The sequence below is a fragment of the Halomonas campaniensis genome (genome assembly GCF_014193375.1).
Lineage (GTDB): Bacteria > Pseudomonadota > Gammaproteobacteria > Pseudomonadales > Halomonadaceae > Halomonas > Halomonas campaniensis.
Map to the genome: position 1 here is coordinate 72,255 of NZ_JACHZF010000010.1, position 23,879 is coordinate 96,133.

The window sequence follows — 23,879 nt, forward strand, 5'->3', positions numbered from 1 at the left end:
CCTGGCGCCGCCCTGCGGCGCCGTCTGACATGCCGAGCAGTGTACCAGAGTCCGCGGGCCTGGCGAGGGGGCGCCCCGGCGGGCGACCCCGGCGGGAGCGTGATTTTTCCTGCCCTCCCGGGTGCTTTATGATGGCAGCCTATATGCTGTGGAAAAGACGCCATCTGCAAGTGCAAGCGGGCGCAGGCGCAAGGGGCGCCGCCAGCAAGGGAACCGGGACTGGGAGAACCTCGTGCAAGCCATCACCAAGCTGCGTATCGCCACGCGCAAGAGTCAACTGGCCATGTGGCAGGCCGAACATGTCCGCGACCGTCTCATGGCCGCCCACCCCGGGCTCGAGGTGGAGCTGGTGGCGATGTCCACCCGCGGCGACAAGATCCTCGACACGCCGCTGGCCAAGGTGGGAGGCAAGGGGCTGTTCGTGAAGGAGCTGGAGGAGGCGATGCTGGACGGCCGTGCCGATATCGCTGTGCACTCCATGAAGGACGTGCCGATGCACTTCCCCGAGGGGCTGGGGCTCTCGGTGATCCTCGAGGGCGCCGAGCCCACCGATGCCTTCGTCTCCAACCACTACGCCAGCCTGGACGAACTGCCCGAGGGTGCACGGATCGGCACCTCCAGCCTGCGCCGCGGCCTGCAGATGCAGGAGGCGCGCCCGGACCTGGAGGTGCTCAGCCTGCGCGGCAACGTGCAGACCCGGCTGGGCAAGCTCGATGCCGGCGAGTTCGACGCCATCCTGCTGGCCACCTCCGGCCTGCGTCGCCTGGGCCTCGAGGACCGCATCGCCATGGAGCTGCCCGCCGAGGTGTGCCTGCCGGCCTGTGGCCAGGGCGCGCTGGGCATCGAGTGCCGGCTCCACGACCCCGAGCTGATCTCGCTGCTGACGCCGCTGGACGACCCGGCCACCGCCACCCGGGTGCGCGCCGAGCGCGCCATGAACACCCGCCTGGAGGGCGGCTGCCAGGTGCCGATCGGCGGCCACGCGGTGTTCGAGAACGACGGCCAGACCCTCTGGCTGCGGGCCCTGGTGGGCACTCCGGACGGCACCCGGGTGCTGCGCGCCGAGGGGCGTGGCTCGATCCATGAGCCCGAGGCGCTGGGCATTCGGGTGGCCGAGGAGCTGCTCGACCAGGGGGCCGGCGAGATCCTCGCCGAGGTGTACGGCGCCGGCTGATGGGTTCCTCCCCGGTACTGGTCACCCGCCCCGGTCCGCGAGGCGAGCTCCTCGCCGCGGCGATCGAGGCCGCGGTCGGGGCGCCGGTGGCCCGCCTCGAGGCGCTGCGCCTCGAGGCGCTCGCCGAGACACCGGCGCAGCGCGCCGCCTGGCTCGACTTCGACCTCTTCCGGCGGGTGGTGGTGGTCAGCCCCTTCGCCGCCGAATGCCTCGCCGAGGCGCTGGACCGCTACTGGCCGCAGCTGCCGCTGGGCATCGACTACTACGCGGTGGGCGCCGCCACCGCGGCCACCCTGCATGAGCGGCTCGGGGTGCGCGTGCACGTGCCGCCGGCCGAGGCCGGCGAGGACACCAGCGAGGCGCTGCTGCGCCTGGTCTCCCTGCAGCGGCTGGCGGAGGAGAAGGTGCTGCTGGTGGCCGGCGAGGGTGGACGGACGCTGCTGGCCGAGACCCTCGCCGAGCGCGGCGCCCGGGTCACCCGCCTGGCGGTCTATCGCCGCACCCCCCTCGACCCTTCCCCGTCCCTCCAGGCCTGCCTGGCAGCGGGCGATTACCGCGCGCTGGTGGTCAGCAGCGGAGAAATTCTCGAACATCTGGCAAGATGGTGTGCAGATGCCGCCTTGAACCAACCGCTAATCGTTTCCAGTGCCCGGTTGGCTACACTGGCCGGCAAGCTGGGGTTTCGTGCCCCCGTCGTGGCGTCCGGTGCCACGCCGGCCGCGCTGGCGGCGTCGGTGGCCGACGCCTGTGACCCGCAGGAAGCCGATGTCGACCAAGACGATCTCGAAAAGGGCTAGCGACAGATGAGCAAGCAACCACACGATCAGGACGAACAGCAGGCGCCCTCCGGCGCGCAATCGGCGACCTCGGGGGGCGGGGCCGGCAAGGGCGGCGCCTCGGGCCGGCGCCGCTCGCGTCGCTACGATAAGGGCGGCAACGCGACGGCCGCGGATTCCCCGTCGGCCGGCCAGGAGACGGCGCAGCCCGACAGGCCCGCCGCCACGGCACCGGCTGCCGGCCAGTCACCGAGCGCGGAGACCGCCGGCGCCAGGCCCGAGGAAAAGGCCGAGAAAAAGCCCGAGGCCACCAAGGCTGCCGCCGGCCCCGGGGGGACCGGCGATGCCAGGGGCGGCGCCGGCAAGGGCGATGACAAGGGGGCGGACAAGAGCGCTGACAAGCCGCCGGCGAAGCCCGCCGGCGCCGCCGGCAGCAAGTCCGACACCGCCAAGCCCGACACCGCCAAGTCCGACACCGCCAAGCCTGCGGCGTCGGCCTCGGGCGGCGGCCCCGCCCGGCCTGCCGCGCCGGCCGGCGGTGGTGATGGCAAGGGCAAGAGCGGCCTGGTGGCCATCGTGCTGGTGATCCTGCTGGCCATCGCCGCGGCGCTGTTCGGCTGGCAGGCCTGGCAGAAGCTCGATGCCCAGCAGGCGCGCATCGCCGAGCTGGAGTCCCGCACCGGCGAGCTGGCCAGCGCCGCCGACCTGGCCGGCCTGGAGGACCGTCTCGACGAGGGTGAGCGCGAGCGCGACGCCGCCCTGGAGGGGGCCATCCAGGCCCTGCAGGGCGAGTTCGCCGACTACCGCGGCGAGGTCAACGAGACCCTGGACCAGGTGCTGGCCGAGCTGGCCAGCGAGCAGGAGACCGACGAGCGCGACTGGCTCCACGCCGAGGCCGCCTACCTGCTGAGGCTGGCCAACCAGCGCCTGCAGCTGGAGCGCGATGTCCAGGGGGCCGCCGCCCTGCTGCGCACCGCCGACCAGCGCCTGCTCGAGGCCGACAACCCCGCCCTGGTGCCGGTACGCCGCGAGATCGCCAGCGAACTGGCCGCCCTGGACGCCGTGCCGCGGGTCGACCGCACCGGCCTGTGGCTGGCCCTCAACGCCCAGCAAGAGCAGATCGCCCGCCAGCCGCTTGCCCAGGAGATCGAGGAGATCACCGTGCGCGCCGGCATGGAGGAGGCGCCCACCGGCACCTGGCAGCAGCAGCTGTCGCGCTTCGGCCAGGAGCTCAAGGAGCTGGTCACCATCCGCCATCATGACGCCGCGCTGGAGGCCCTGATTACGCCCGAGCAGGAGTCCTACCTGCGGCAGAGCGTGCGCCTGGTGCTGGAGCAGTCCCAGCTGGCGCTGCTCAAGGAGGAGCAGGCGCTCTTCGAGGCGAGCCTCGACAAGGCCCTGACCCTGATCAACGGCTACTACGATACCGACGCCTCCGGCGTGCAATCGGTGATCGGCCGGCTCGAGGCGCTGAAGGGCGAGGCGATTCGCCCCGAACTGCCGGACATCAGCGGCTCCCAGCAGGCCCTGGCCACCTTCATCGAGCGCCGCTTCGAGTCGCGCCGGGGAGATGACGCATGAGAAAGCTGATCCTGATCGTCGTCCTGGGCCTGGCGCTCGGCGCGCTGTTCGGCCAGCTGATGATGTCCGTGCCCGGCTACTGGCTGGTGCGGGTCGGAGACACCTCGCTGCAGACCTCCTTCTGGTTCGGCCTGGTGATCCTGCTGGCGGCCTTCCTGGTGCTGCACTTCGGGCTACGGGTGCTGATGCGCCTGACCCGCCCGGTCTCCCGCTTCAAGGTGTGGAACAGCCGTACCCGCAACCGCAACGCCATGAAGCGCACCGTGCGCGGCCTGGTGGCGCTGGCCGAGGGGCGCTGGAAGAAGGCCGAGAAGTCGCTGGTCAAGGCCGCCGACGACTCCAGCACGCCGCTGGTCAACTACCTCTCCGCGGCGCTGGCGGCCCACTACCAGGGCCGCTTCGACCAGGCCGACACCCTGCTCAAGCGGGCCCACCTCAGCACCGAGGGGGCCGACACCGCGGTGGGCATGATGCAGGCCCAGCTGATGCTGGACCGCCAGCAGTACGAGGAGGCGCTGGCCATCCTCACCCGCCTCGACCGCCAGCTGCCCAACCACCCCCAGGTGCTCAAGCAGCTCAAGCAGGCCTACCTCAGCGTCAGCGACTGGGACGGCCTGCGCCACCTGATGCCGCGGCTGGGCGCCCAGCAGCTGATCGCCCCGGAGGAGCGTGAGCAGCTGGAGCAGCGCGCCTACCGCGAGCTGATTGTGCGCGAGGCCCGGGAGGGCGCCGACATCGAGAAGGTGCGCGGGCTGTGGGCCGACATGCCCGACCACCTGCGCGGCAACATCGACCTGATCGTGCTCTACGCCGAGGCGCTGGTGCGCGGCGGCCAGGAGCCCATCGCCGAGCGGCTGCTGCGCCACTCCCTCAAGGAGCACTGGGACAGCCGCCTGGTGCTGCGCTACGGGCTGCTCGACGTGGACGCCGGCCGCCAGCTGGTCACCGCCGAGAAGTGGCTGCAGGAGCGCCCCAACGACCCGGACCTGCTGCTCACCCTGGGCCGCCTGGCGCTGCGCAACGCCTACTGGGGCAAGGCCCAGGAGTACTTCGAGGCCAGCCAGCGTCAGCGTCCCAGCGGCGTGGTATGCGCCGAGCTGGCGCGGCTCTATGCCAACCTGGGCGAGCACAACAAGAGCCAGCTCTACTACCGCCACAGCGTCGAGCTGCTCGACAAGTCGCTGCCCTCCCTGCCCCAGCCCAGCGAGGACAAGGACGTGCTGGCCGAAGGCAAGAAGAAGGGCGGCAGCAAGGAGGCCGAGGGCAAGGGCAAGGACAGGGCCTGACCCGCCCGCGGCCCCTGCCGCGGCCAGACCAGCAACACCACCCGAGGGGGCGCTCAGGCGCCCCCTTCTCGTGGGTGGTGCATCGGCGCCTGGTCGCCAAGGGGCCAGGCAAGCGCCACCGCTGCCGGCCAGGCATCGGGCGCGGGACTGGCCGGGTCGACAGGCGTGGCCCCCGACAGGACCCCGACAGGATGGGGCGAGCCAGGTTCACGGCGAGGGCGGCCGATACGGTCACGGACACAGAAAGGCGGGGCTGCCGGTGGCAGCCCCGCCTTCGTCGGGGAGGAGAGCGCGGCGGCTCAGTCCTCGTCGAAGTCGCCCTTGAACTCGGGGTTGGGGCGGGAACGCGGATCCTCCTCGCCGGCCCGGCTGCTCTCGCCGGAGCGCGGCTGCCCGCCCGGGCGGCCGTCGATGTCGAAGGGCTGCTGCATGACGCGCAGGTTGGCGGGCGGCGCCTCGCCCTCCTTGCCGACACCGAAGTAGAGGGTGGTGTGGGGGAAGGGGATCTCGATGCCGCGGGCGTCGAAGTGCAGCTTGACCAGGCGGTTGAAGGCCCGGCCGGTGGCCCACTGGGTGCCCGGGGTGGTCTTGATGCGCACCCGGATGTTCACCGAGCTGTCGGCCAGGGCGACCACGCCAGCCACCTCCAGCGGGGCGAGGATGTTCATCTTGTGCTCCTCGTCGCCGGCCAGCTCGTCGAAGGCCTCGCGCAGCGCCACGATGGCGTCGTCGATGCTCTCGCGGTAGGCGATGCCGTACTCGCCCACGTGGTAGCCGAACTCGCGCATGTAGTTGGAGACGGTGTCCACGCTGGAGAAGGGTACGATGTGGTAGGTGCCGTTGAGGTCGCGGATGCCCACCGAGCGGATGCTGAGCCGCTCCGCGGTGCCGGTGATGCCGCCCACCGTGACCACGTCGCCGGTGTTCATGGCGTTCTCCACCTGGATGAAGATGCCGGTGATGATGTCCTGGACCAGCTTCTGGGCGCCGAAGCCGATGGCCAGGCCCAGCACGCCGGCACCGGCGATCAGCGGGCCGATGTTGATGCCGATCTCGGCCAGCACGATCATCGCCGTCATGGTGATCAGGGCGATGGCCAGGGCGTTGCGGAACAGCGTCAGCAGGGTCTTGGCGCGGGCGTCGGGCTCGCCCTTGCCCGTCTCGGGATTGAGCTTGTGCTCGATCAGGCTGGCCAGGCCGAGCCAGGCGCCGATGGCGATCACCAGGATCATCGCCACGCTGACCACCTTGCCGACCAGGCCGCGGCCCGCCTCGGAGGCGTACCAGCCCGCCAGGTCGAAGGCGCCCCAGGCGCTGAGCACCACCATCACCACCACGATCAGGATCAGGGTGCGGATGACCCGCAGGGCGTTGGGCACGTAGCTGTTGAGGCGGGGCTCCAGCAGCGGCAGCTTGCGACGCAGCTCCTCGGAGAGGGTGATGCGCCGGCCGATGGTCTGGGTCAGCAGGCTGGAGACCAGCATCCCGACCACCACCGCGGCGATGGTCCTGAGGGTGGCGAAGAGCACGAAGGGCAGGGCATCCACCGGGCGGGTCAGGGTCACCACCAGCACCATCACGAAGTAGGCCAGGGCGAACAGGTGCCAGGTGCGGGCGAAGAGCTGCAGGCTCACCCGAGTGGCGGCCATGGTGGCGCGGTCGGCCTTCTCGTTGAGGGCATCGCGCAGCCGCTGGCGGTTCTTCATCACCACCGCCACGGCGTAGACGAAGGCGCCGAACATGATCAGGGTGCCGACCCCCTGGCCCAGGGCCGGGGCGATGTAGACGTTGATCAGCGGCACCACCACCATCAGGCCGTAGCCCACCAGGCCGATCAGCCGGGCGATCCAGCGGTTCCAGTAGGAGGCCTCGTCCGCCGTGATCGGCAGCAGGCGCAGCCCCTCGTAGCGCGACGAGAAGAGCACCCGCAGCGCCGCCTTGAGCAGCTCGATGACCAGGAAGGCGTTGAGGAACAGCGAGGCGCGGGTGGAGAGCTCGCCGGTCTCGCCGATGGCGAAGGTGGCGACCAGGTTGCCGCCCACGTAGGCCAGCGCCACGACGAGCACGTCCACCAGGGCGGCCAGGGCCACGCAGATCACCAGGCGCAGCACGGGGGTCAGGCCGGCGCCGTTCAGCGACCACTGGCTGATCCCGGTGAACAGCGGCTTGGCCAGGCGACGGAAGGCCAGGAACAGCACCAGGGTGGCCAGGATCACCAGGCCCAGGTTGATGGTCGCGCTGGTGAAGGCCGCCGTGTCGAAGGTGCTGTCCTCCAGGCCGCCGGTGAACAGGTCGCCGACCGCCTCCACGGCGCTGCCGAACTGTCCGCCGATGTCGCTGGCGATGCGGCTGGTCAGTTCGGCCAGCTGGCGGGGCAGCGAGGGCGAGGCGGCCGCCTCCTCGGGCGCCGCCTCGGCGGCCGGAGCATCGGCCATCCCGCGCAGCTGGTCGATCAGCTGCTGGCGCGTCTCCTCGTTCTCGAGCAGGTCGGCCAGGGTGGAGTGGGCAGGCGCGTCGCCGCCTTGGGCCTGCTGGGCCTGGGCCGGTGCCGCGATCGCCATCAGGGCGATCAGCAGCCAGCCGACCAGCAGGGGTAGGGCTCGCTTGGAATTCACGCGGTGACCTCCGTCTCTTGGCGTGTGGGCGATGATGTCGGGTCATGATACGGACTTTGCCGCACCACCACGACCCGCGGGCCTGTTGCGGCATAACCGTATACAGGAATTGTACATGAAGAGCCTTGTGTGCCATATTTGCCGAAGTCCGGCGAACACGGCACCCTGCCCGCCGGCCTGGCAAGCATGCGATACTCTTCCGCCACCCCTCGGGGTGGCCTTTTTTGTTGGGTGGCGCCCTTTATCGGGTGGTGGAAGCGGGACGGCAGACAGGAGCCGGGAATGGAGCTGGAGGCAACGGGGCTGCTGCTGGTGGCGATCGGCGGGGCGCTGGGCGGCATGGCCCGGCTGGCCGTGGGCGATGCCGTGGCCCGAGGTCTCGGCTCGGCCTTTCCCTGGGGGACCCTGGTGGTCAACCTCTCCGGCGCCCTGGCCATGGGCGGGCTGGTTGGCGCCCTGGGCCTGCCCGTCGACATGCCGGGTCTTTCCTGGCAGCTACTGGCCATCGGCCTGCTGGGGGGCTACACCACGGTGTCGTCGTTCAGCCTGCAGACCCTCACCCTCTGGCAGCAGCGTCGCCCCCTGGCCGCCCTGGCCAATGTCGCCGTGACCCTGGTGGCCGGCCTGCTGGCCCTGCTGCTCGGCTGGTGGCTGGCGGGAGGCGCGACATGATCGGCTGGCGCGCCTACGCCGCCGTGGGGCTGGGCAGCGCCCTGGGCACTACCCTGCGCTACCAGCTCAGCCTGGCGCTGCTGGCCCTGCCGGTTCCGCTCTTTCCCTGGGCCACCCTGGCGGTGAACATCCTGGGCGCCTGGCTGATCGCGGCCTTTGCGGCCTTGGCCGCCGGTCGTGCCCACGGGCGGGTCGCCCGCTGGCAGCCCTTCCTGGTGGCCGGCTTCTGCGGCGGCTTCACCACCTTCTCGCTGTTCGGGCTCGAGACCCTGCAGCTCGTGCTGCTCGGCCATCCCTGGCGGGCGGCCGTCTACGTGCTGGTCAGCGTGGCGCTGTGGCTGGCCGCGGCCTGGCATGGCCACGGCGTGGGCCGGCGGGTCGCCGCCACGGGCTGAGGGCGGCGCTCAGTCGCCGGCCCGTGCCTGGACCCAGGCCCCGGCATCGGGAATGGCCATCTCGTAGGCCTGGTCCAGCCACGGCGAGCTGATCAGGAAGTCGGCGCTCGCCGCGTTGCAGGCCACCGGCACGTTCCACAGCGCGGCCAGGCGCAGCAGCGCCTTGACGTCGGGGTCGTGGGGCTGGGGCGCGAAGGGGTCCCAGAAGAAGATCAGCAGGTCGAGCCGCTGCTCGGAGATCAGGGCGCCGATCTGCTGGTCGCCCCCCAGGGGGCCGCTCATCAGCCCCTGGACCGGCAGCGACAGCGCCCTGGCCACGCGGCTGGCGGTGGTGCCGGTGCCGGTCAGCTCGTGACGGGCCAGGGTGTCCCGCCAGGTGGCGGCCCACTCCAGCAGCTCTTCCTTCTTGCCGTCGTGGGCGATCAGCGCGATGCGCTTGCGTGCCGGCAGGGTGCGGCGCACGGTGCGCCGCGGGCGAGTCTCGGTCATTTCTCACACCTCGAGGATCTTCAGGGTGTTGGTACCGCCATGGGCGTTCATGTGGTCGCCCCGGGTCAGGATGACATGGTCGCCGGGTTCGGCGATGCCCTTTTCCACCAGCAGCGCCAGCGCCCGGTCGTTGAGCTCGGTGGGGGTCATGTCGCGGGTATCGAAGGGCAGCGAGACCACCCCGCGGTAGAGCGCCATGCGCCGCTGGGCCACCGGGCTGTGGGCCAGGCCGACGATGGGCAGCCCCGAGCGGATGCGCGAGGCAATCAAGGGCGTGTAGCCGGTCGAGGTCATGCAGGCGATGGCGGCCACGCCGGAGAGGTGGTTGGCGGCGTACATGGCCGACAGCGCGATGGTCTCGTCGATCCGCGAGAAGCCCTCGTGGATGCGGTGGCCGGATTCCTGGGCGATCTTCTCGCGCTCGGCGCCCAGGCAGACCCGGTCCATGGCCTCGATGGTCTCCACCGGGAAGTCGCCGGCGGCGGTCTCGGCGGAGAGCATCACCGCGTCGGTGCCGTCGAGCACCGCGTTGGCCACGTCGAACACCTCGGCCCGGGTGGGCAGCGGCGACTCGATCATCGACTCCATCATCTGGGTGGCGGTGATCACCGCGCGATTGAGCTGGCGGGCGCGCTTGATGATGCGCTTCTGCGTGCCGATCAGCTGGGCGTCGCCGATCTCCACGCCGAGATCGCCGCGGGCCACCATCACCGCCTCGCTGGCCTCGATGATGCCGTCCAGGGTGGCCGCGTCGGCCACCGCCTCGGCGCGCTCCAGCTTGGCCACCAGGCCGATCTCGGCGCCGGCCTCGCCGAGCAGCGCGCGGGCCTCGGCCATGTCGGCGGCCGTGCGCGGGAAGGAGACGGCGAGGTAGTCGACGCCGATCGCCACCGCGGTGGCGAGGTCGGCGCGGTCCTTGTCGGTGAGCGCCGGCGCCGAGAGGCCGCCGCCCTGCTTGTTGATGCCCTTGTTGTTGGAGAGCTTGCCGCCCACCACCACGGTGGTGTGGACCTCGTGGCCGCGGACGGCGGTGACGTCGAGCACCACCCGGCCGTCGTCGAGCAGCAGGCGGTCGCCCGGGGCGACGTCGTCGATCAGCTGCCGGTAGTCGCAGCCGACCCGCTCCCGGGTGCCGGCGTTGCCGTCGAGCGCCATGTCGAGCACGAAGGGGGCGCCCTCGGCCAGCTCCACGGCGCCATCGGCGAAGCGGGCGATGCGGATCTTGGGGCCCTGGAGGTCGCCCAGGGCGGCCACACTCCTGCCCAGGCGGGCGGCGATCTCGCGGACGCGGGTCAGGCGCTGGCGATGGTCGTCGGGCGAGCCGTGGGAGAAGTTGAGGCGCACCACGTCGACGCCGGCCGCGATCATCGCCTCCAGCACCCCCTCGCGGTCGCTGGCCGGCCCCAGGGTGGCGACGATCTTGGTGCGGCGTATGGGGGTGTGCAGCGGCTGTGTCGACATGGTGGGGTCCTCCGGGAGGGGGTGGTCGGTGGGGTCACGATAGCGCTTTTGAGGTAAGTTTACTACATCGCGCGATGTCCCAGGCGGTGCCGGGTGTCGCGCGATTCGCAGTTTTGCAGCGCAAAAGCTCCAGGGATGTCAGCGGATGGCAGGGGGTCCGCCATGAGATTGAAGCTCATTATGTTGTAAAGTTACTAAAAAAATCTTGAGTCCGGCGTCGCCTTGCGCCACATTGTGGGCACACGATGAGCCGCGGGCCTGTCGAGTCGGCATTCTCGATGCCGTCCCACCTCCGCCAGTCGGCTCACCCCGGGACCCACACGTCGCCACTGGAGCAAGAGGAAGAGGACATGACGCTCAAGATCGCCATCAACGGCTTCGGCCGCATCGGCCGCAACGTACTTCGCGCCCTTTACGAGAACGGCTACCGCCGGCGGATCCAGGTGGTGGCCATCAATGACCTGGGCGACCCGGCACTCAACGCCCACCTGCTGCGCCACGACACCGTGCACGGCCACTTCCCCTTCCCCGTGGCGCATGACGACGAGAGCCTCAGCGTGGACGGTGACCGCATCGCCATCCTCTCCGAGCGCGACCCGGCGGCGCTGCCCTGGGCGTCGCTGGGCGTCGATCTGGTGATGGAGTGCACCGGCCTGTTCACCAAGCGTGAGGCCGCGGCGAAGCACCTCGAGGCCGGCGCCGGGCGCGTGCTGATCTCCGCCCCGAGCCCCGATGCCGACGCCACCGTGGTCTACGGCGTCAATGAGGACGTGCTCAAGCCCGAGCACAAGGTGGTCTCCAATGCCTCCTGCACCACCAACTGCCTGGCGCCGGTGGCCCAGGCCCTGGATGAGGCGGTGGGCATCGAGAACGGCCTGATGACCACGGTTCACGCCTACACCAACGACCAGAACCTCTCCGACGTCTATCACAAGGATCCCTACCGGGCCCGCAGCGCCACGCACTCGATGATCCCCACCAAGACCGGCGCCGCCGCCGCGGTGGGCCTGGTGCTGCCGGGCCTGGCCGGCAAGTTCGATGGCCTGGCGGTCCGCGTGCCGGTGATCAACGTCTCGCTGGTCGACCTGGTCTTCACCGCCAGCCGCGACACCACCCGGGAGGAGATCAACGCCATCGTCGCCCGGGCCGCCGAGGCATCGCCGGTGCTGGCGGTCAACGCCCAGCCGCTGGTCTCCATCGACTTCAACCACGACGCCAACTCCTCCACCTTCGATGCCAACCATACCCGCGTGAACGGACGGCTGGTGAAGGTGATGGCCTGGTACGACAACGAGTGGGGCTTCTCCAACCGCATGCTGGACACCGCCCTGGCCATGCAGGCCGCTGCCGACGCCAAGCGCGACGCGGCCTGAGCCGCGCCTGCCCGGCCGGGTAGCCGCGACGGACCCGTTCGAGAAGCGGCCGTGACGAACGCCGGGGCGTGACCGCCCCGGCGTTCGCGTGTCTGGCGTGTCGGTCAGGCGTGCCGGGGGTGGTGCCGGTGGCGGCCCGGGGCGGCCGCGGGCAGCGCTTCCTGGGTCAGCCAGGCCAGGGCGATCGGCCAGAGGCTGTGGCGGAAGCGGTCGTGGAAGAAGGCGAAGTGGCCGATCCGCTCGGCGTCGATCTCCTGCGGCGAGAGCCGCAGGTGGGTGCGCGGGCTCGAGGTGAAGTAGCCGAGCAGGCGCTCGATGGCCGGTTCGGTGCCGAAGGGGTCGTCGGTGACGCTCAGCGCCAGCAGCGGGGCGCGCAGCTGGCCGAAGCGCGCCCGTCGCTCGGCCGCCAGGCGGCGCCCGCGCGGCGAGCGGTGGCGGAAGCTCTGCTCGAAGCCGGGGCGCATGGTCGACCAGTCGAGCGCCACGCCGCGGGGCGTGTCCTCCATCCAGCCCAGGCGCTTGGCGGGCACGTAGCCCAGCGCCACGGCCAGCAGCGGCATCACCAGGTGCCACTTGAGCAGCATGCCGCGGCGCAGCTCGGGCCGGTAGTCGCGCCAGTAGGCGAACTGGGAGCCCATGGAGAAGGCCCGCCGCACCCGGCCATTGGAGGGTGCCAGGCCCAGGGCGAAACCGCCGATGGAGTGGGCCACCACGTCCAGGGGCTGCCCCGGAAACGCCGCCAGGGCGTGCCGCAGGGCGCCCTCGCAGTCCAGTTCGCCCCAGTCGTACCAGCTGGCCGGCAGGCGACGCAGCGAGGCGGGCGGGCGCGAGGCTCCGATGCCGCGGTAGTCGTAGGTGACCACGTCCATGCCGTGGGCATGCAGGTAGGCGGCGAAGCGGTGGTAGTAGCGGCTGGCCACCGAGGTGGCCGGGTTGATCACCACCACCGGGCGCGACGGGTCCGCGTGCGCATGGCGCCATTCGTGGCCCTGCAGGCGAAAGCCATCGGCGGCCGGGAAGGTGATGGGCTGGGGCATGGGGCGAATCCTGTCGGGGCGGGCACGGGTGGCCCGCTACCATCGCACAGGCGCGCCCCGCCGGCATTGGCACCTTCGGCGAAGCCGGCGGGCCTCAGTCCGGGATATGCCAGGTCTCGGGGCACTGGTCGCCGCGGAACAGCCGCTGGGCGGTACCGGCATTGCCTCGTTCGGCGAGCACCTCGCGCCCCTCGGCGAGGGCCTCGAGCAGCGCCGGGGTGGGGTGGCGAACGGTCAGCAGGGTGAGCCCCTCGTGGCGATCCAGCCGGTAGTCGGCGGCCAGCGAGTCGGCCAGCGGGTCGAGCTTCTCGGGCTTCGGGTCGACGCAGAGCCGCAGCCGCATCGCCTCGCTGTCGATCAGGTTGGCATGCAGGCCGACGTCGACGAGGCGGCCGAGGATGTCGTGCAGCCGGGCCTCGTCCATGAAGGCGAAGTCGCGGGGCGTGACCTCCAGCAGCACCTGGTCGTCGCGCAGGATGAAGGCGGGGTGGGCGGCGTCGTGGCGCGTCTCGGCGTCGATGGTGCTGGACGGGGCGCCCGGCTCCAGGAAGGAGCGCACCGTCAGCGGGATCGCCTTCTGCTGGAGCGGGCCCAGGGTCTTGGGGTGGATCACCTTGGCGCCGTGCCAGGCCAGCTCGACGGCCTCGGCGTAGGAGAGGTGCGCCAGCGGCACGGCATTGTCGAAGCGCCGCGGGTCGGCGTTGAATAGCCCCGGCACGTCCTTCCAGATCACCACCTCCTCGGCCCCCAGGCAGTGGGCGAGGATGGCCGCGCTGAAGTCCGAGCCCTCGCGTCCCAGGCTGCTCATGGCCCCCGTGGGCGTGGCGCCGATGAAGCCCTGGGTCAGCAGCAGCCGGCCGTCCTCCAGGGGCAGGTCCGCGACCCGGCGGGCGGTGGCCGCCCAGTCGACGTTGGCGGCCTGGTGACAGGCGTCGGTGACGACCAGCTCGCGGGCATCGCACCAGGTGGTGGCCACGCCGGTGGCGTCGAGCCAGGCGGCGACGAGGGTGGTGGAGAGCAGCTCGCCGTAGCCGATGGTCTGGTCGTAGTGCAGGGGGTAGGAGGCGTCGCGGTACTGGCGGTGCCGGGCGTCCAGCTCGTCGAACAGCGCGGCGACCCGTGCCGCCGGGCCCCCTCCCTCGCCGAAGAGCTCGGTCATCACCGTGAGGTGGGCCTGGCGCAGGGCCTCGAGGCGGCGGCGGTAGTCGGCCTCGTCACCCTCTCGCGCCGCCGCGATCAGCGCCTCCAGGGCGTTGGTGGTCTTGCCCATGGCCGACACGACCACGACCAGCGGCCGGTCGGGGAAGCCGGCCAGCAGCTCCCCCAGGTGGCGGATGGCCGCGGCGTCCTGGATCGAGGCGCCACCGAACTTGAAGACCCGGGTCATCACTGGCCCCCTTCACGATGGGTTTCCTCCACCTTAGAGGCCAGGGCCGCTGCGGGAAAGGGCCGCGGCGTATGCCTGCGCGCAAGGCAACTATCACGTAACCGACACCTTGCCGTCATCAAGCGTCGCTAGTGTGGCACCTGTCCACTCATCTAGACGACTACACATGAGCCTCTACGCCGTTGACCGTGATTCCGGGCTGGCCCTTTACCGCCAGATCGCCAGCCGACTCGAACAGGAGGTGCGTCACCGTTTCGTCCCGGGTGACGGCCTGCCCTCCGAGACCGCCCTCGCCGAACAGTTCGGCGTCAATCGCCATACCCTGCGCCGTGCCGTGGATGAGCTGGTCGAGGCGGGGCTACTGGAGCGGCGCCATGGGCTCGGCGTGTTCGTGCTGGATACCCAACTGGACTACCGGATCAGCCAGGCGACCCGCTTCACCGAGAACCTGGCCTCGCTCGGCCTGATGACCGATCTGCGCATTCTGCGCAAGCAGACCCTCGGCGCCATCGCCGGGGTAGCCGAGCGGCTGGACATTGCCGAAGGAAGGGCAGTGCACTGGATCGAGACGCTGCGACTGGTGGAGGGGCGTCCGCTGTGCGTGATCTCGCACTTCGCTCCGGCCGAGCGCTTTCCCGATCTGCTGGAGCGCTTCGAGCGCGATTCGCTGCATGCGTTGCTGGAGGCGGGCTACGGCTGCCGACTGCGTCGTACCGAGAGCCTGGTGACGGCGGTGCTCCCGCAAGGGGACGACGCCAGGCTGCTGGGCATGCCGCAGAACCGACCGGTGCTGCGGGTCAAGAGCGTGAACGTGAATGACCGGGATGGCACCCCGGTCGAGTACGCCATCACCCGGTTCCGCGCAGACCGGATCCAACTGCGCATCAACCCATGAAGGTCTCGCAAACCTCGCTGAACGTCACTCCCCCCACAGGAGCTCCTGCAATGTATCTGAAACCTCTTGCCTCGATCAAACCGCTTGCCGCTGCCACCCTGCTGCTGGCGCTTCCGCTGGCTGCCATGGCGACGCAGAACGACGGCAGCCCTGACAGCCCCCTGCGGGTGATCCTGGTGCCCGCCGATGGCGGCACCGAGGATGGCACCCGGCGCGACTTCCAGCCGGTCTTCTCGGCCATCGAGCAGGTGACCGGCCTGCAGTTCGACATCAAGGTGGGCCAGAGCTACGGCTCGGTGGTAGAGGCGATGTGCAACGGCGTGGCCGACATCGCCTGGTTCGGCCCGCTGAGCTACCTGCAGGCCCGCGAGCAGGGCTGCGCCGAACTGCTGGCGCTGGCCGTGCGCGACGGCGGTTCCGTCTACTACTCCGGCCTCTTTGCCCATGCCGACAGCGGCATCGAGACGCTGGCCGACTTCCCCGGCAAGCGGGTGGCGCTGGGCGACGTCAACTCCACCTCCAGCTTCGCGGTACCGGTGGCGATGATGCTCGAGGCGGATATTGATCCGGTCACAGACCTCGGTGCCATCAACATGGCCGGCAGCCATGCCAACGTGCTCCAGGCCCTGGCCGAGGGCCTGGTGGATGCCGGCGGCGCCTCTTTCGACTCCTACGAACGCGCCGTCAACGGCGGGTCGATCGACCCGAGCCGGATCACCGTGGTGGCCAAGAGCGAGCCGATTCCCTACCCGCCGCTGGCCATCCATCCCGATGTCGATGGGGCAGTCAAGGCGACCCTGCGCGACGTCTTCAACCGCATCGACCAGCTGCCGGGCATCACCCCGGAGCAGATTCGCGGCTACGGCGGCGGCCGGGTGGACGGCTACACCGCCGAGGTCAGCGAGGAGGTGATGACCAAGGCCGGCGAGATGTTCGAGCGGGTCAACGATTCCCTCAAGCAGGAGATCATCCGCAAGAGCAGCGTCCGCTGAGCGGCCGGTTCCCCCTTCATGCCCCGGGAGGCCGGCCCGTTACCACGGGCCGGCACCGCCAGGGCGTCAGCAAGAGGCAATGACATGATTCGCTTCGAGTCACTCAACAAGGTATGGCCCGACGGCACCCACGCCATTCGCGATGTCTCCCTCGAGGTACCACGCGGGCAGTTCTGCGTGATCCTGGGCCCCTCCGGGGCGGGCAAATCCACCCTGCTGCGGGCCGTCAACGGCCTGATGCAGCCTTCTTCGGGGCGGGTGGTGATCGATGGCACCGAGTTCAATGCCAGGACCCAGTCGGTGCTGCGCCGTCGCGTGGCCATGGTCCACCAGCACTTCAACCTGACCAACCGCATGAGCGTGGCGGCCAACGTGCTGGCCGGGCTGCTGCCGATGGTGTCGACCGCGCGGGCGATGTCGGGCTGGTTCCGGCCGGAGCACCGCGAGAAGGCGTGTGAGCTGCTCGCCCAGGTGGGGCTTTCCCCGGCGCACCTCAAGCGCCGGGCCGGGGAGCTCTCCGGCGGGCAGCAGCAGCGGGTCGGTATCGCCCGGGCCTTCATGCTCGACCCGGAAGTGGTGTTGGCCGACGAACCGGTCGCCAGCCTCGACCCCAAGATCTCCAGCGACATCCTGAGACTGATTCGTGACGCGGCGCGCGAGCGCAATGCCACCGTGCTGTGCAGCCTGCACCAGGTCGAGCTGGCGCGGGAGTTCGGCGACCGCATCGTCGGCATGCGCGATGGCCAGATCGTCTTCGACGGCTCGCCGGAGGCCTTCACCGACGAGTGCGTGGAGTCGCTCTACCACGGAGCGGTGTGGGACGACACCACACCGGAGGAAGCAGCCGGGTCATCGCTGGCTCTCGGCACGACCAATGTCTCCCTGGCGTAAGGAGAGGGCCATGACGACGCGACCTATTCCCGTGCCCCCCAGGGGGGCAGAAGTGAAGTGGCACCTGTCGCCCCCCTACAGCGCCAGGCACCTGCTGTGGCTGGTGCTGATCGTTGCCCTGCTGCTGGTGACCGGCCAGCGTACCGACATGGATCGCATGGTGGCGATGACCACCCAGGCGGTGGGCAACCTGATCGGGGTGGCGGATGACTCCCAGGTGGTGCGTGGCCTCTCGCGAGTCGGCACGGCGATGTGGCCCCCGGTGATCGGCGAGGTCGAGGAGGTCAACCGCATGAGCGACCTCGATCGCGACCGCCTGCCCCTGTTCTCCTATATCGAGGTGCAGGAGCGTGTCGAGCAGCGCATGAACCTCGAGACGCTGCAACTGGAGGCGGCCACCGAGCAGGTCGAGGTGCTGGTCAAGCCGCTCGGCTACGTCTGGACCGTCTTCGTCAAGATGGTCGAGACCCTGGAGATCGCCCTGTGGGGAACGCTGCTCTCGGTGGTGCTCTCCATTCCCCTGGCCTACTTCGCGGCGCGCAACTACAGCGCCAACCGCTTCACCTACACCGCCGCCCGAGGGTTCATCAGCCTGCTGCGCTCCGTTCCCGAGCTGATCGTGGCCCTGTTTCTGGTGCTGGCCTATGGCTTCGGCCCGATTGCCGGGGTGCTGGCCCTGGGCCTGCATGCCGCGGGCTTCCTCGGCAAGTTCTACGCCGAGGACATCGAGAACGCCGACAAGAAGCCCCAGGAGGCACTGGAGGCCATCGGTGCCGGCAAGATCAAGACATTGTGGTACGGCGTGCTGCCCCAGGTGCTGCCGCAGTACATCGCCTACACCGCCTACATCATGGACCGCAACCTGCGCATGGCCACGGTGGTGGGCCTGGTGGGGGCCGGCGGCATCGGCCAGGAGCTCAAGGGCCGCTTCGACATGTTCCAGTACGGCCACGTGATGACCATCCTGATCGCCATCTTCATCTTCGTCTTCCTGCTCGATCAGCTGCAGGCACGCATCCGTGCCCGACTGATCTGATCGCCAACCGACATGCAAGGCAATCCCATGAATTCAATGAATGAATGGCCCAGAGGGCAGTGGCTGCGGCTCTGGTCGGCGCTCCCTGCGACGCTGGTGCGGGCCACGGCACGACAGCTGGCCGAGCGTTACGAGGTCGAGGACCTGGAGCTGGCGCAGTCCGGCCTCGGGCTGATGCCGCTCTCCGACAGCGCCCTGGGCGAGACCTACTTCATCGGCGAGGTGCCCCTGGCCCGCTCGCAAGTGCGGCTGGCCAGTCTGGCACAAGGCCCGGTAGAGGGGGCGGCCACTCTGGTCGACGACCGGATTGGCCTGGTGCGTGATCTGGCCATTCTCGACGCGGCCGTGGGTGCCCGCCTGCCGGGCCACGAAAGTGCCGTCGAACTGCTGGAGCAGGGCGCAGCGGTGGTGGCCGAGAGCGACCACCAGCGGCGCGCCCTGCTGGCCGCCACCCGCGTGGATTTCGCCCTGCTGGGCACTGCCGAGGAAGATGACGATGAATGATCCCATGACCCTCGAGGCCCCTCGCGATGTTCGTATGGGCGTCTGGCAGCCGCCACGCCAGCAGCGTGCCTTCCGGGGATTGCTGACGGCGTTCTCGTACCCGGGGCGGGTCGTGCACCTGGCCGACGACGGTGAGTCGGCCACCCTGCTGCTGCTGGCGACCCTCACCGATGGCGCCTCCCGCCTGGCCGATCCCGAGCGGCGCCTGGCGGAGGATGATATCAGGCGCCTGGGCGTGCGTAGCAGCGCGGTCGAATCCGCCGATTTCGTGCTCTGCGGCGCCGCCCATCCGCCGCAGATGACGCCACGCCTGGGCTCGCTGGAGAACCCCGAGCAGGGCGCCACCCTGATTATCCAGGTGCCGGCGCTGGAGGAGGGCATCGAACTGCACCTGACCGGCCCGGGAATCCAGGCCGAGCAGACGCTGCGGGTAGCCGGCGTCGATCCCGCCTGGTGGCGGCTGCGCGACGAGTGGAACGTCCACTTCCCCCTGGGCGTGGACCTGATCCTGGCGAGTGAGCGGGCGGTGGCGGTGCTGCCGCGGACCACTCGGCTGACCGTAGAAGGAGTGCACTGATGGGATATGTTGCCATCAAGGGCGGCGGCCGGGCGATCGCCGGGGCCGAGGCCGCCATGGAGGCGCTGCGCTGTGCCGAGGGCGAGGCAGGCACACCGCTGACCCTCGCCGCCATCGAGCAGCAGTTGCGGCTGCTCACCTCCCGGGTGGTCTCCGAAGGGGGGCTCTATCACCCGCGCCTGGCGGCGCTGGCCATCAAGCAGATGCAGGGCGATACCCTGGAGGCGGCCTTCGCGCTGCGCGCCTACCGCTCCACCAAGCCGCGCCTGCTCGACCTGCCGGTGCAGGAGACGCGCCAGATGCGGCTGATCCGGCGCATCTCCAGTGCCTTCAAGGACATCCCCGGTGGCCAGATGCTCGGCCCCACCACCGACTATGCGCTGCGACTGATGCGACTCGACCTGGCCGACGAGTCGCCCGAGGCGTTCCGCTCCGTCTCGCGGCGCTTCCTGGACGGCGTTGCCGACAACGACCTGCCCGACAGCTACCCCAAGGTGGTCGACGCCCTGCGCGAGGAGGGGCTGTTGCCGCCGCTCACGCGCTCGCGGGAAGCCGCCTTCGACATCACCCGCGACCCGCTGGTATTCCCGGTGCCACGTTCGGCGGCGCTGGCCACCATGGCGCGCGCCGAGACCGGCTCGCTGCTGGCCATCGCCTACTCGAACATGCGCGGCTACGGCGACGTGCACCCCACCATTGCCGAGCTTCGCGTGGGCTACCTGCCCGTGGTGCTGCCTCATCCAGTCACCGGGGAGCCGGTCGAGGCCGGCGAGGTGCTGGTCACCGAGTGTGAGGTAGTCGCGATGTACGAGGGCGCCGACAGCGATGGCCCGCCCACCTTCACCCTCGGCTATGGCGCCTGCTTCGGCCATAACGAGGTCAAGGCCATTTCCATGGCGATCCTTGACCGGGCCCTGCAGAAGGGCATGCGCGACGGTCCCGCCAACCCCTCGGAGGACCCGGAGTTCGTGCTGCTGCACGTGGACGGTGTTGATTCGATGGGCTTTGCCAGCCACTACAAGATGCCGCACTACGTCACCTTCCAGTCCGACATGGACCGCCTGCGCACCACCCAGGACAAGGCCGATGCCGCCCAGTCCTCGCAAGGAGTCGAGTCATGAACGTGAGCTATGAACTGCCGCTGGATGATGCGGCCTACAGCTTCGGTTTCCTTGACGAGTACGCCAAGCGCGAGGTGCGTCGCACCATCCTCAAGGCGATCTGCATTCCCGGCTACCAGACCCCCTACGCCTCGCGGGAGATGCCCATGGGGCGTGGCTTCGGCACCGGGGGCCTGCAGGTGACGCTGTCGCTGATCGGCGAGGGCGACACCGTCAAGGTCATCGACCAGGGCGCCGACGACTCGGTCAACGCGGTCAACCTGCGTCACTTCGTCGAGCTGACCTGCCCGGGGGTCGACACCACCGAACGCACCACCGAGGCGAGCCTGATCCAGTCCCGCCACCGTATCCCCGAAGTGGCGCTGAGCGAGTCCCAGGTGATGATCCTGCAGGTGCCCTATCCCGACCCGCTGGTGGTGGTGGAGCCCTCAGAGGCGCGGCGCAAGGTGATGCACGGCGAGGCCGACTACTCGCGGCTGCTCACCAAGCTCTACGAGGACATCGTGCAGTTCGACGAGATCACCATCTCGCACCGCTATCCGACGCGCATCAACGGCCACTACGTGATCGACCCCAGCCCGATCCCGCGCTATGACGTACCGCGCCTGGACAACAGCCCGGCGCTGATCCTGCTTGGTGCCGGTCGCGAGAAGAAGATCTACGCCGTGCCGCCCTACACCCGGGCCGAGCCGCTGGCCTTCGATGATGTGCCGTTTCGCGTCGAGGACTTCCGCGATGCCCAGGGGGCGCGCCGACCCTGTGCCCGTTGCGGCGCCACCGACAGCTTCCTCGATGAGCTGATCGACGACGACGGCAACAAGCAGTGGCAGTGCTCCGATTCCGACTACTGCCACTCGCGCCTGGCCGAACACGACACCATCCCCGGGGAGGCGATGTCATGAAGAAGATTCTCGAGGTGCGCGGCCTGACCAAGATTCACGGTCACGGCTGCGCCCAGTGTACCGACAGCACCGGCCCGGAGATGGACACCAACATCTGTCCGCACTGTCACTCGGTCGTGGCCTGCCACGGGATCGACTTCGATCTGCACCAGGGCGAGATCCTGGGGATCATGGGCGAATCCGGCAGCGGCAAGTCCACCGTGGTCAAGACGCTCTACTTCGATGACCAGCCGACTGCGGGAGAGGCGCTGTTCTTCGATGAGGCGCGCCAGTGGGACCTGTTCAGCCTGAATGCCGCCCAGCAACGCTGGCTGAGCAACCACCGCCTGGGCATGGTCTACCAGAACCCGCATCTGGGGCTGAACTTCAATGTGTCGTCCGGCGGCAACATCGCCGAGCGCCTGCTGATGAGCGACCTGACTCACTACGGCGAGATTCGTCAGCGTGCCCGGCGGCTGTTGGCGCGCACCGAGGTGCTGCCGGAGCGCATGGACGAGTCGCCCAGGCAGTTCTCCGGCGGCATGCAGCAGCGCGTGCAGATCGCCAAGGCGCTGGCCACCCAGCCCCCGCTGCTCTACCTCGACGAGGTGACCACCGGGCTCGACCTCTCGGTGCAGGCGCGCATCCTCGACCTGATCCTGGAGATCCAGCAGGAGCTGGGCACCGCCATGATCGTGGTAACCCATGACCTGGGCGTTATCCGGCTCCTGGCGGGGCGCACCATCGTCATGAAGTATGGCCGCATCATCGAATCCGGCCTGACCGACCAAATCCTCGAAGACCCCCAGCACGCCTATACCCAGCGTCTGGTGGCCTCTGCGCTGTAAGGAGCCCGACGTGCACCCTCCCATTCTCGAGATCGAAGGTCTTTCCAAGCAGTTCCAGCTGCATGACCAGAATGCGCTGATTCCCTCCTGCGCTCGGGTCGACCTGGCGGTCCATTCGGGCGAGCTGACCGCCCTGGTGGGCCCCACCGGCGCCGGCAAGTCCTCGGTGCTCAAGGCCATCTACCGCACCTACTTGCCGAGCAGCGGCCGCATCCTCTATCGCGATGCCAACGGCGCCATCACCGACCTGGCACTGGCCAGCGAACACCGCATGCTGGAACTGCGTCGCCAGGACCTGGGCTTCGTGACCCAGTTCCTGCACTGTCTGCCGCGCAAGTCGGCGATGGAGGTGGTGGCCGAGCCCCTGGCGATGCGTGGCACCTCCCGCGAGCTCGCCGCCGAACGCGCCTGCGAGCTGCTCGACCTGCTCAACGTGCCCGAGCGCCTGTGGCGGGTGCCGCCGGCGACCTTCTCGGGGGGCGAGAAACAGCGCGTGAACCTCGCCCGGGGCCTGATCGCCAGGCCGCGGCTGCTGCTCCTCGACGAGCCCACCGCGAGCCTCGACCCTGCCACCACCGACCGCGTGGTGGACCTGCTCAACGCCATCAAGGCGGAGGGGGTGGGAATGCTCGCCATCTTCCACCAGCCGCAACTGGTGGAGCGGCTGGCCGACCGTGTGGTGACGCTCTCCTCGCCGGTTGCTGCTTCCGCCCTGCTGGAGGAGACGACCCCATGACCGCGATCCTGCTGACCCATGCCCGCGTGGTGCTGCCCGGCGAAGTGCGTGATGATGTCGCCGTGCTGATCGAGGAGGGGCGCATCGCCGCCCTGGACCCCGCCGGCCATGCCGGGGCCATCGAGCTCGACCTGCGCGGTCGGCTGCTGATGCCCGGGATGATCGACCTGCACTGCGATGCCATGGAGAAGGAGGTGGAGCCTCGCCCCGGTGTGCATTTCCCGCTGGAGTTCGCCTGCGCCCAGGCCGACAAGCGCAACGCCACGGCCGGCATCACCACCGTGTACCACGCCCTGTCGTTCGCCAACCATGAGCTGGGGGTGCGCAACAACGCCTTCGCCGCCGAGATCGCCCGGGCCATCGGCGACTGGCGCGCCCACGCCCTGATCGACAACCGTGTCCACGTTCGCTACGAGGTCACCGACGACTCGGCGCCGCCGGTGATCGCGGCCCTGTTGAACGAGGGGCATGCCCACCTGATCTCGTTCATGGACCACAGCCCTGGCCAGGGGCAGTTCCGCGATGTCGAGGCCTACCGCGCCTACCTGTCCCGCACCTACCGAACCGACGGGGCACAGATCGATGCGCTCCTGGCCCAGAAGGCGGCCGCCGCCGAGGGGGCCATGCAGCGGATGAAAGGGCTTGCCGAGCTGGCTCGCGAGCAGCGCGTGGCCATCGCAAGCCACGACGATGACACGCCCGAAAAGGTGGCGACCGTCAGGACGCTGGGAGCAGCCATCTCCGAGTTCCCGGTCAATCTGGAGACCGCCCAAGCGGCCCGCCGGCAGGGCATGGCGACCCTGTTCGGTGCGCCCAACATCCTGCGTGGCCAGTCCCAGTCCGGCAACATGCGCGCGCTGGATGCGGTGCTGGCGGAGGTGGCCGACTGCCTGTGCGGTGACTACTCGCCGGCGGCCCTGCTGCCCTCGGTGATGCGCCTCCCCGACCTGGCCGGCATCTCGCTGGCCGAGGCGGTGGCGCTGGTGACGCGAAATCCGGCCCGGGCGGCGGGCCTGGCCGATCGCGGCGAGATTGCCGTGGGCCAGCGCGCCGACCTGGTGGCGGTGAAGACCCTGGGCGGGCTGCCTCAGGCCGAGCGGGTCTGGTCGGGGGGCGTGCCGGCACTGGTCGCCCACTTCGACCACGGATGAG

General features: G+C 69.9%; 23 protein-coding genes. 18 read left to right on the top strand and 5 right to left on the bottom strand.

Annotated elements, in window-relative coordinates; genetic code table 11:
- The first annotated feature begins 232 nt into the window (after nucleotides 1-232).
- The 4 genes from hemC to BDK63_RS08335 are packed head-to-tail and all read left to right on the top strand — an operon-like array spanning nucleotide 233 to nucleotide 4,817.
- Nucleotides 233-1,174 (top strand): hydroxymethylbilane synthase, encoded by a 942-nt coding sequence (gene hemC, locus BDK63_RS08320; RefSeq protein ID WP_183330907.1) that lies wholly within the window; start codon nucleotides 233-235, stop codon nucleotides 1,172-1,174.
- Nucleotides 1,174-1,971, top strand: coding sequence for a uroporphyrinogen-III synthase (locus BDK63_RS08325; RefSeq protein WP_183330908.1), 798 nt, complete (start codon nucleotides 1,174-1,176; stop codon nucleotides 1,969-1,971). The genes hemC and BDK63_RS08325 overlap by 1 nt, the downstream gene beginning before the upstream one ends.
- Nucleotides 1,972-1,977: 6 nt before the next feature.
- Entirely contained in the window at nucleotides 1,978-3,531 is a 1,554-nt protein-coding gene (locus BDK63_RS08330) for a uroporphyrinogen-III C-methyltransferase (protein WP_183330909.1), read from the top strand.
- A complete protein-coding gene (locus tag BDK63_RS08335) occupies nucleotides 3,528-4,817 on the top strand; it encodes a heme biosynthesis HemY N-terminal domain-containing protein (RefSeq protein WP_183330910.1) in 1,290 nt (429 codons plus the stop codon). The genes BDK63_RS08330 and BDK63_RS08335 overlap by 4 nt, the downstream gene beginning before the upstream one ends.
- Nucleotides 4,818-5,116: 299 nt before the next feature.
- Here BDK63_RS08335 and ybiO read toward each other — a convergent pair whose 3' ends face one another.
- Complete coding sequence (gene ybiO, locus BDK63_RS08340) at nucleotides 5,117-7,378, bottom strand: mechanosensitive channel protein (RefSeq protein WP_183330987.1); 2,262 nt, start codon at nucleotides 7,376-7,378, stop codon at nucleotides 5,117-5,119.
- Between the two features lie 336 nt (nucleotides 7,379-7,714).
- On the opposite strand from ybiO, the gene crcB reads away from it, so the two are divergent.
- Complete coding sequence (gene crcB / locus BDK63_RS08345; RefSeq protein WP_183330911.1) at nucleotides 7,715-8,104, top strand: fluoride efflux transporter CrcB; 390 nt, start codon at nucleotides 7,715-7,717, stop codon at nucleotides 8,102-8,104.
- On the top strand, nucleotides 8,101-8,499 hold the full coding sequence (locus tag BDK63_RS08350; RefSeq protein WP_183330912.1) for a fluoride efflux transporter FluC: 399 nt from the start codon (nucleotides 8,101-8,103) through the stop codon (nucleotides 8,497-8,499). The genes crcB and BDK63_RS08350 overlap by 4 nt, the downstream gene beginning before the upstream one ends.
- Nucleotides 8,500-8,508: 9 nt before the next feature.
- Here BDK63_RS08350 and BDK63_RS08355 read toward each other — a convergent pair whose 3' ends face one another.
- Both BDK63_RS08355 and pyk read right to left on the bottom strand, forming a co-directional pair.
- Nucleotides 8,509-8,988 carry a methylglyoxal synthase gene (locus BDK63_RS08355; RefSeq protein ID WP_183330913.1) on the bottom strand — a complete coding sequence of 160 codons (480 nt, stop codon included), beginning with the start codon at nucleotides 8,986-8,988 and terminating at the stop codon, nucleotides 8,509-8,511.
- A 3-nt stretch (nucleotides 8,989-8,991) separates the two neighbouring features.
- Nucleotides 8,992-10,449 (bottom strand): pyruvate kinase, encoded by a 1,458-nt coding sequence (gene pyk / locus BDK63_RS08360; RefSeq protein WP_183330914.1) that lies wholly within the window; start codon nucleotides 10,447-10,449, stop codon nucleotides 8,992-8,994.
- 350 nt (nucleotides 10,450-10,799) lie between these two features.
- Here pyk and gap point away from each other — a divergent pair, with 350 nt between their 5' ends.
- Nucleotides 10,800-11,822, top strand: coding sequence for a type I glyceraldehyde-3-phosphate dehydrogenase (gene gap, locus BDK63_RS08365; RefSeq protein ID WP_183330915.1), 1,023 nt, complete (start codon nucleotides 10,800-10,802; stop codon nucleotides 11,820-11,822).
- 104 nt (nucleotides 11,823-11,926) lie between these two features.
- Here the strand turns inward: gap and BDK63_RS08370 are convergent, their stop codons facing one another.
- Nucleotides 11,927-12,859, bottom strand: coding sequence for an alpha/beta hydrolase family protein (locus tag BDK63_RS08370; protein ID WP_183330916.1), 933 nt, complete (start codon nucleotides 12,857-12,859; stop codon nucleotides 11,927-11,929).
- Nucleotides 12,860-12,953: 94 nt separating this feature from the next.
- The gene (locus BDK63_RS08375) at nucleotides 12,954-14,246 is read right to left on the bottom strand and encodes an aspartate kinase (RefSeq protein WP_183330917.1); all 1,293 of its coding nucleotides are present in this window, start codon (nucleotides 14,244-14,246) and stop codon (nucleotides 12,954-12,956) included.
- A gap of 166 nt (nucleotides 14,247-14,412) precedes the next feature.
- On the opposite strand from BDK63_RS08375, the gene phnF reads away from it, so the two are divergent.
- The 11 genes from phnF to BDK63_RS08430 all read left to right on the top strand — a co-directional run bounded on the left by phnF (nucleotide 14,413) and on the right by BDK63_RS08430 (nucleotide 23,878).
- Nucleotides 14,413-15,141: a phosphonate metabolism transcriptional regulator PhnF gene (gene phnF, locus BDK63_RS08380; RefSeq protein WP_183330918.1), complete on the top strand. Its 729-nt coding sequence runs from the start codon at nucleotides 14,413-14,415 to the stop codon at nucleotides 15,139-15,141.
- Between the two features lie 50 nt (nucleotides 15,142-15,191).
- Nucleotides 15,192-16,133: a phosphate/phosphite/phosphonate ABC transporter substrate-binding protein gene (locus BDK63_RS08385; protein WP_183330919.1), complete on the top strand. Its 942-nt coding sequence runs from the start codon at nucleotides 15,192-15,194 to the stop codon at nucleotides 16,131-16,133.
- An 84-nt stretch (nucleotides 16,134-16,217) separates the two neighbouring features.
- Nucleotides 16,218-17,024, top strand: a complete 807-nt coding sequence (gene phnC, locus BDK63_RS08390) for a phosphonate ABC transporter ATP-binding protein (RefSeq protein ID WP_183330920.1) — start codon at nucleotides 16,218-16,220, stop codon at nucleotides 17,022-17,024.
- Between the two features lie 10 nt (nucleotides 17,025-17,034).
- Nucleotides 17,035-18,060, top strand: coding sequence for a phosphonate ABC transporter, permease protein PhnE (gene phnE / locus BDK63_RS08395; RefSeq protein ID WP_183330921.1), 1,026 nt, complete (start codon nucleotides 17,035-17,037; stop codon nucleotides 18,058-18,060).
- 27 nt (nucleotides 18,061-18,087) lie between these two features.
- Complete coding sequence (locus BDK63_RS08400) at nucleotides 18,088-18,564, top strand: phosphonate C-P lyase system protein PhnG (RefSeq protein WP_183330922.1); 477 nt, start codon at nucleotides 18,088-18,090, stop codon at nucleotides 18,562-18,564.
- Nucleotides 18,557-19,141 carry a phosphonate C-P lyase system protein PhnH gene (phnH, locus tag BDK63_RS08405; protein ID WP_183330923.1) on the top strand — a complete coding sequence of 195 codons (585 nt, stop codon included), beginning with the start codon at nucleotides 18,557-18,559 and terminating at the stop codon, nucleotides 19,139-19,141. The genes BDK63_RS08400 and phnH overlap by 8 nt, the downstream gene beginning before the upstream one ends.
- On the top strand, nucleotides 19,141-20,262 hold the full coding sequence (locus BDK63_RS08410; RefSeq protein ID WP_183330924.1) for a carbon-phosphorus lyase complex subunit: 1,122 nt from the start codon (nucleotides 19,141-19,143) through the stop codon (nucleotides 20,260-20,262). The genes phnH and BDK63_RS08410 overlap by 1 nt, the downstream gene beginning before the upstream one ends.
- Nucleotides 20,259-21,164 (top strand): alpha-D-ribose 1-methylphosphonate 5-phosphate C-P-lyase PhnJ, encoded by a 906-nt coding sequence (locus BDK63_RS08415; RefSeq protein WP_183330925.1) that lies wholly within the window; start codon nucleotides 20,259-20,261, stop codon nucleotides 21,162-21,164. The genes BDK63_RS08410 and BDK63_RS08415 overlap by 4 nt, the downstream gene beginning before the upstream one ends.
- On the top strand, nucleotides 21,161-21,991 hold the full coding sequence (locus BDK63_RS08420) for an ATP-binding cassette domain-containing protein (protein WP_183330926.1): 831 nt from the start codon (nucleotides 21,161-21,163) through the stop codon (nucleotides 21,989-21,991). Before BDK63_RS08415 ends, BDK63_RS08420 begins: the two co-directional genes overlap by 4 nt.
- 10 nt (nucleotides 21,992-22,001) lie before the next feature.
- Nucleotides 22,002-22,727: a phosphonate C-P lyase system protein PhnL gene (gene phnL, locus BDK63_RS08425; protein WP_183330927.1), complete on the top strand. Its 726-nt coding sequence runs from the start codon at nucleotides 22,002-22,004 to the stop codon at nucleotides 22,725-22,727.
- Nucleotides 22,724-23,878 (top strand): alpha-D-ribose 1-methylphosphonate 5-triphosphate diphosphatase, encoded by a 1,155-nt coding sequence (locus tag BDK63_RS08430; RefSeq protein ID WP_183330928.1) that lies wholly within the window; start codon nucleotides 22,724-22,726, stop codon nucleotides 23,876-23,878. Before phnL ends, BDK63_RS08430 begins: the two co-directional genes overlap by 4 nt.
- Nucleotide 23,879: the final 1 nt, after the last annotated feature.